Source organism: Fontibacillus panacisegetis (assembly GCF_900102215.1).
In the GTDB taxonomy this organism is placed as follows: Bacteria; Bacillota; Bacilli; order Paenibacillales; family Paenibacillaceae; genus Fontibacillus; species Fontibacillus panacisegetis.
In genome coordinates, this window is record NZ_FNBG01000025.1 from 80,455 (window position 1) to 87,600 (window position 7,146).

Consider the following 7,146-nt stretch of genomic DNA (forward strand, 5'->3'; position numbering starts at 1 on the left):
TCGACACTTTTTACGCCTTTACACCTATCCCAAAACGCCGTAAACGTTATATAATTAATTTAAAATTTTCAGAAAAATTTGGAGTACAAAGGGGAAATTAAAAATGAGTGAAACGATGAATGCCACCATGCCCCGCGGCAATACGAGCTGTTTTACTGAACAAAACTTCAATCGACTTCTAGTAACTATGAAAGACAAATCGTATCCCGAGGGCACACATTTGTTCTGGGAAGGCGACTTTTCAGATAAGCTATTCTATATCAAGCGCGGACGAGTTAAATTGACTAAATCTACAGATGAAGGAAAAGAGCTTATTCTTTATATGTATGGACGCGGCGATATGGTTGGTCAGGCTGATCCTTTCTTTAGCAGCAAGCATAGCTTCACTGCTGAAGTTATTGAAGATAGTGAGATCGGTATTATTGAACAAAAAGATCTGGAAATCATGATTTGTCAGCACTGCGATTTCGCTATCGATTTCATGAAATGGATGGGAATTCATCACCGCCTAACGCAGACTAAATTCCGTGATTTGATGATGTATGGTAAGCCTGGTGCACTATGCTCTACTCTGATTCGCTTAAGCAATTCATATGGCGAGCAGCGTGGAGACTCCATTCTGATTAACAAGAAGATTACACATACGGATCTATCGAACATGATTGGTGCAACACGTGAAAGTGTTAACCGTATGCTAAGCGACCTTCGCAAAAAAGACGCTCTCGAATACGAAAACGGCATGATCGTGATTAAAGATCTTGTAATGCTGCAAGACATTTGCCACTGCGAGCTGTGTCCGAACGAAATTTGCCGCATTTAACTAGAAACAAAATAATACCCAGGGAAGGTCAATGACCCCCTGGGTTATTTGTGTCGTGTTTTAGCCTCTACTTACTCTACTCAACTTAATAGCCCTAAGTGACAGCACGAAGCACAGCAACAGTACGATCGAAGCTGATAAAAACGGATAATTAACATTGATATCGAACAGGAATCCTGCAATGACTGGACCCGCGATATTTCCAAGGCTTGTAAATGCTGAATTCAATCCCGCAATATATCCCTGCTGATTATCTGCCATTCTGGAAATCTGTGTACTTATCGTAGGCCGCAGTATATCTATCGATAAGAAGACGATGAATGTTACGAGTAGAATTAACCAGTATTTATTCACAACGAGTGTCAGAGCAACTGACAAGCTTGCCACGATCAAACAACAGGACACTACTTTCTCTTCCCCGAACGTCTTCAGTATCCATCCAAAAATGGTGACCTGGACTACAGCTCCAGATATTGAACCAAAAGTGATAATAAATGCAATGTCCTTAGCTGTAAAACCAAAGTGATGATCTACAAACAGTCCAAAAATAGTCTCATAATTAGCAAGTCCAAATGCGGAGACAAACACGATAATCAAGCTCATAAAATAGGGCTCACGTACGGATTTTAAAATTTGCTTCACTATATTTTCTTTTTTTGCAGGTGCTGCAGACGGTTTAGAAGTAACATTATCACTAGCAGAACCTTCAGCTGTGGGCTTAGATTCCGGTAGCACAAACATTGTAATGACCGCAGCAACTATACCAGCAACTGCTGCTCCATAGAAAGGCACACGAATCCCAAATTCGGCAATATAGCCTCCGATCCCCGGACCAATAATAAAACCTGTTGTAATAGCAGCGTTAATGTATCCCATTCCTGTTGCCCGATCATCCATCGAAGTAACATCGGCGGTATAAGCCATTACTGAAGGCATGATGAGCGCAGCACCTATTCCTCCTAGCATTCGAGCAGCAAACAGCAGCACGGCACTGCTAGCAAAGCCGAACAGCCACTCAGACAGTGCAAAAATCAGCATTCCGGCCACAATGATTTTTTTGCGACCCAGCTTATCAGATAGTCGTCCTGCAACAGGTGAAAAAAGCAGTTGAGTTAATGAAAATGCCGCAACCATTAAGCCGACAATACTACCGCTGATATTTAGTTCCGTCATGTATGTGGGCATTATGGGGATGACAAGACCAATCCCTGTAAATATTAAAAATATATTGATCATGAGAAGCAAAATAGCTCCTCTGTTTCTTAGTAGTAATGACATAAGTTTTCCTCGCTAGTTCTATTCAAGTTGTTATGGTGATGTTGTTGGTTCTGATTCTGCTATGCCATGAAGAAGAACACTGAAAGCTAAACGATACAAATCAAGAATCTCTTTCATGTTTTCTTTCTTTTTACTAGACATTTGACCAAGACCAATAATTAAGCTTTCCAGCACAATTGCAAGGCTGTTCACATCCTGAGGCTTGAATTCCCCACTATCAACACCCTGCTGCAGCAGGGTTCGGTTAAATTTAAGATGCCGCTCCAGCATCTCGTTCATTCGTTCTTCTACTTCACTGGTCTTCTCTTCGTTGTTAAAAAAATCATCAGCCGCTTTAGTAAGAGGATGGTTCAAGTCGTCCAGCACCAAATGCTCTGCAATTCCATAAAGTTTCTCGATCGAGGTGGTGTATTTCGGTTCTTTTTCTCCCCACTTAATTTCCCATTCCTGATCCCACTCATTAATTAGATGTAAAAACAATCCTTCTTTACTTTTGAAATGATAATAAATGTTCCCTTTACTGCTCCCAGTCGCATCAACGATATCCTCAATTGACGTCGCCTTGTAGCCTTTCTGGGCAAACAATGATCGAGCCGCTTCAGCTATACGACTCTTCGTCTGTTCACTTTGCAGCTGTTTCTTGTTTTTATCCAACCATTTTCACCCCCAAATTATCAAGAATTAATTATACTGAACGTTCGTTCTATATTAACAGAAGAATTGATCTTATTCAAGTTCAGATATTTAACTAAAAAGGGGCTGCCCCAAAAGTAGATTTGCTGTCAAAACTAGAAATAGCGGTGCAAGGAAGATGATCCCTGCACCGCTTGACCCTGCTACATTCCATGACAGTATCTCATGTGTAATAGTGTCATGATGCGGAATTCCTGAATTCCTGCAAATGTGCAGGCTTTGATCATGTAAAGCCTCTAAATGCCCTAAATTACTGCAAATGTGCAGGCTTTCTCTAAGGATTCTCTTCAAACTAGTCTATTCTGAAACATATTCCTGCATTTTTGCAACTTTTCCTGATATCTTGCCTTTCCACTGCAAAAAAAGAAGCGCCCCTCAAAGTTATCCTAGATAACTTTTGGGACGGCCTCCGACGATAGCAATTATTTCTTACGCACAGGAGAGATAAACCAGTAAGCCATACCAACAAAAACGGCTCCTCCGACAATGTTGCCGAGTGTGACAGGAATCATGTTGTGGAACCAGCCCGCCAGAGTGATTGTGTCCGGGTGATTTGGCAATAGTACAGACAAACTAAGGAGCGTCATGTTCGCAACACTATGCTCATACCCGCTCGCAATAAATGCGTACAGACACCACCAGATAAGAACCAGCTTGGCTATATCTTCTTTAGTTCGATTAGCCATCCAGAGAGCGAGACATACAAGCCAATTACATAGAATCCCGCGAAAAAACAACTCCATGACCGGTGCTCCCATTTTCTTAGCGGAGACGGCAAATATTAGATGTTCGGGCGCTGCGGTTTTAAATAGCCCTGTACCTACGATGAGCAATGACAGCACAACAGCACCCGCTACATTGCCGAGGAAAACGATAGTCCAGTTTTTGAGCGTGTCACCTACCGTCGTTCTCCTTGCCAAAGTACTTGCGGTAAAAAACATATTGTTTCCTGTAAACAGCTCAGATCCAGCGAATACAACTAAGGTGAGCGCAAGACCAAAGGACATTCCCATCAGCATGGTCTGAAAAGGTGATTTTGCCGCAGCTAAAGGTGCACCAATGCTGAATATCAAAATTATTCCGAGTCCTACATAAGCACCCGCCAGCATGGCGGAGACAAAATATTTAGGCAAGCTCTCATTCATTTTCTCTTTTTTCTTAACTGCCGCTTCTACGATCGCCTCCACATTTTGCGTAAACATACGGTTTCCTCCCCCAATATCAAACAACTGAAACTACTAAACTCTATGCCTTCTGTAAATTCTCAGTTGCGATGAATACTTGATCCTCCTCCACTTTGACAGGGAAGATTTGCACTTGCCCTGTATCAGGGGCTTGGACAAGCCCTGTAGTTAGATCTATTTTCCAGTCATAAAGAGGATCATATAGGTAATGTCCTGACACAATCCCTTCTGCCAAAGGCCCCCCTTTAGGATGAGGGTTCTGATTTAAGACGGCGAATATTCGATCATCTGAGAGACGGAATACCGCGATCTGTTGCCCATCTACTTCAACGACACGACCGATTTGAACCAGAAATTGATTTAGTGGTCCAGCGGGGTAAAACGTCATCTCTTCCAAATTCTTCATGTTCTCTTTACTCATCGTTGCTCTCTCCTTTCATTCATCTCTAGGGTTACAGTTGGTTGCTCATTTCCAATCCGTTAAACAGCTTGCCGGTCTGTTCTTTGTCACGCAATGCCTTCTTCCATGGATCCTCTACCTGCTTCAGGGCGAATTCAATACGTTCCATGAGTGCCTTTCGGCCATCAATGTCGTCGACAACAACTGCTTTGATACGATCCAGGCCGATCCGTTCAACCCACTCTGAGGTTCTTTCCAGATAGTTTCCGGTTTCCCGGTAAAACTGCATGATCGCACCGCATATTTCAATTAGTTCTTCATCTGTTTTCACTTTGCACAGCGAATCTGCAAGCCGAGCTTTAATCCCGCCATTTCCGCCGACAAAAATTTCCCAACCGCCGTCATTACCGACGATCCCAATATCTTTTGTACAAGATTCAGCACAATTCCGTGGGCAGCCGTTAACAGCCAATTTGAATTTTGCAGGAAAATCAAGCCGTTCGAACTTGCGTTCCAAAATTGCCCCCATACCCATCGAATCCTGTGTACCAAAACGGCAGAATTGCGAGCCAACACAGGTCTTTACGGTACGCAGCGATTTTGCATAAGCATAACCCGATGGCATATCAAGTTCTTCCCACACTTTAGGCAAGTCTTCTTTCTTCACGCCGATCAGATCCAGACGTTGTCCGCCAGTAACCTTCACAACTTTTACATCGTATTTCAGTGATACATCCGCGATCTTTTTCAAATCTTCCGGTGTCGTTACCCCACCATACATCCGCGGCACGACAGTATAGGTACCGTCTTTTTGAATATTGGCATTCATTCTTTCATTAACAAAACGGGATTGCTTCTCATCCTCATGTGTGTCAGGATAGATCATTCCGAGATAATAATTGATCGCCGGACGGCACTTCGAGCAGCCCTCTGTCTGACTCCAGCCAAGTACATTCATTACTTCTTTCGTAGTTTGCAGTCCTTTGTCTTTAATCTCTGCGACAATTTCATCACGGCTTAACGTCGTGCATCCGCAAATACCCTGCTTGGCAGCTGTCTTAAATTCATCCCCCAGCACATATTGAAGAATCTGCTCAACGACAGGCTTACAGCCTCCACATGAACGAGTAGCTCCTGTACAAGCTTTGATCTCGTCAACAGTCGTCAAGCCTTGATTCGTAATAACGTCAACGATCGTTCCTTTTGTAACTCCGTTACAACCACATACAATTTCATCATTAGACATCGTGTCGACCGAGATTCCCTTTTTGCCTTCGCCACCGCAGCAGCCTGTACCCATGAGCGAAGCATACAGATCATCAGTCATGACAGTCTTCAGTTTAATCAGCTTCTGCAATTGGGCGGAATCCGTGATATCTCCAAACAGCACAGCGCCAACCATCACATTGTCTTTCAGTATTATTTTTTTGTAAGTGCGTTTCCAATCATCTTTATTAGCAATGACCGTATGTTCAGGTCCATCGATAAATTCACCGGTTGAAAACACATCAACGCCTGATATTTTCAGCTTGGTCGATACGATCGAACCTTCATAAGGAACTGTCTCAACTCCGGATATATGTTTAGCTAAAATCATGCCCTGCTCAAATAATGGAGCGACCAATCCGTAGCATGTACCGCGATGTTCTGTACATTCACCAACCGAATACACACCCTCCATTGAGGTCTGCATGTAATCATTAACAACGATCCCACGATTCACTTCAAGGCCGCTATCTTTTGCTACTGTTATATTGGGTTTAATCCCAACCGCCATGACTACAAATTCGGCGTCCAGCACAGTATCATCGGCAAAACGAAGACCACTAACTCTTGCATCTCCAAGCAGCTCTACTGTTTGGGCTCCCATTTTAAATTTAATACCTTGGCGCTCCAGCTCTGCCTTTAGCATGGAAGCCGCTTGATGGTCCAATTGGCGCTCCATTAAATCTTCCATTAAGTGAACGACAGTTACATCCATACCAAGCTGAACGAGTCCTTTGGCCGCTTCCAGGCCTAACAGACCGCCACCGATGACAGCAGCCTTTTTATAACATTTCGCTGCATCAAGCATTTGATTGCAATCGGCAATATCCCGAAAACCGACAACGCCCTCTTTATTACTTCCTGGAATCGGAAGAATGAAAGAATTGGAGCCTGTTGCAATGATCACCTTGTCAAAAGGGACCTTCAATCCGTCTATAGTAATTACTTCTTTATTAAGCTCATCAATTTTAGCTACTGCACGGCCCATATGGAGAGTAATTCCATTATCCTTATACCAGCCTAAATCATTCAGTACGATATCATCAATGGTTTTACTTCCTTCAAGTACATAAGAGAGCATGATCCGATTGTAATTGGGATGCGGCTCACTACCGATTACTGTAATATCAAACTTTGTTGTCAATTTTAAAATTTGTTCGACCGCACTAATTCCCGCCATACCATTGCCGATCACCACTAGCTTTTCTCTATCTTTTCCCATTTGAATGGCCTCCTCCATAAATACGGTTACTTAGAGTATATATTTATATATAAAACAGCATTTGTGATTGCATTCACATTAATTGTGAAACAAATCACTTTATTTGTCACAATTATTTCTATATATATGTTGCAAATCAGCAATTTGCATTTGACAAATAGGAACAACCCTCTCTTTAGCAAAAGAAAAGGTTAAAAATGCTGACTATTTGAATCACCTCCGCTTTCAATCAAGATTCAAATAGTCGGTTTTTCAGCACCGAGAAGGTTGAATGAAACCAGGG

At 42.6% G+C, this 7,146-nt stretch carries 6 protein-coding genes; 1 reads left to right on the forward strand and 5 read right to left on the reverse strand.

Annotated features, from left to right (window positions below; genetic code table 11):
• The first annotated feature begins 103 nt into the window (after positions 1–103).
• Positions 104–820 (forward strand): Crp/Fnr family transcriptional regulator, encoded by a 717-nt coding sequence (locus tag BLS49_RS18455; RefSeq protein ID WP_091234167.1) that lies wholly within the window; start codon positions 104–106, stop codon positions 818–820.
• Positions 821–880: 60 nt separating this feature from the next.
• Here BLS49_RS18455 and BLS49_RS18460 read toward each other — a convergent pair whose 3' ends face one another.
• The 5 genes from BLS49_RS18460 to nirB all read right to left on the reverse strand — a co-directional run bounded on the left by BLS49_RS18460 (position 881) and on the right by nirB (position 6,863).
• Entirely contained in the window at positions 881–2,098 is a 1,218-nt protein-coding gene (locus BLS49_RS18460) for an MFS transporter (protein ID WP_091234170.1), read from the reverse strand.
• 30 nt (positions 2,099–2,128) lie between these two features.
• Positions 2,129–2,752 (reverse strand): TetR/AcrR family transcriptional regulator, encoded by a 624-nt coding sequence (locus BLS49_RS18465; RefSeq protein ID WP_091234173.1) that lies wholly within the window; start codon positions 2,750–2,752, stop codon positions 2,129–2,131.
• A 461-nt stretch (positions 2,753–3,213) separates the two neighbouring features.
• Entirely contained in the window at positions 3,214–3,993 is a 780-nt protein-coding gene (locus BLS49_RS18470; protein ID WP_091234177.1) for a formate/nitrite transporter family protein, read from the reverse strand.
• A gap of 43 nt (positions 3,994–4,036) precedes the next feature.
• Complete coding sequence (nirD, locus tag BLS49_RS18475; protein ID WP_245742557.1) at positions 4,037–4,396, reverse strand: nitrite reductase small subunit NirD; 360 nt, start codon at positions 4,394–4,396, stop codon at positions 4,037–4,039.
• Between the two features lie 31 nt (positions 4,397–4,427).
• Positions 4,428–6,863, reverse strand: a complete 2,436-nt coding sequence (gene nirB, locus BLS49_RS18480) for a nitrite reductase large subunit NirB (protein ID WP_091234179.1) — start codon at positions 6,861–6,863, stop codon at positions 4,428–4,430.
• Between the last annotated feature and the right edge of the window lie 283 nt (positions 6,864–7,146).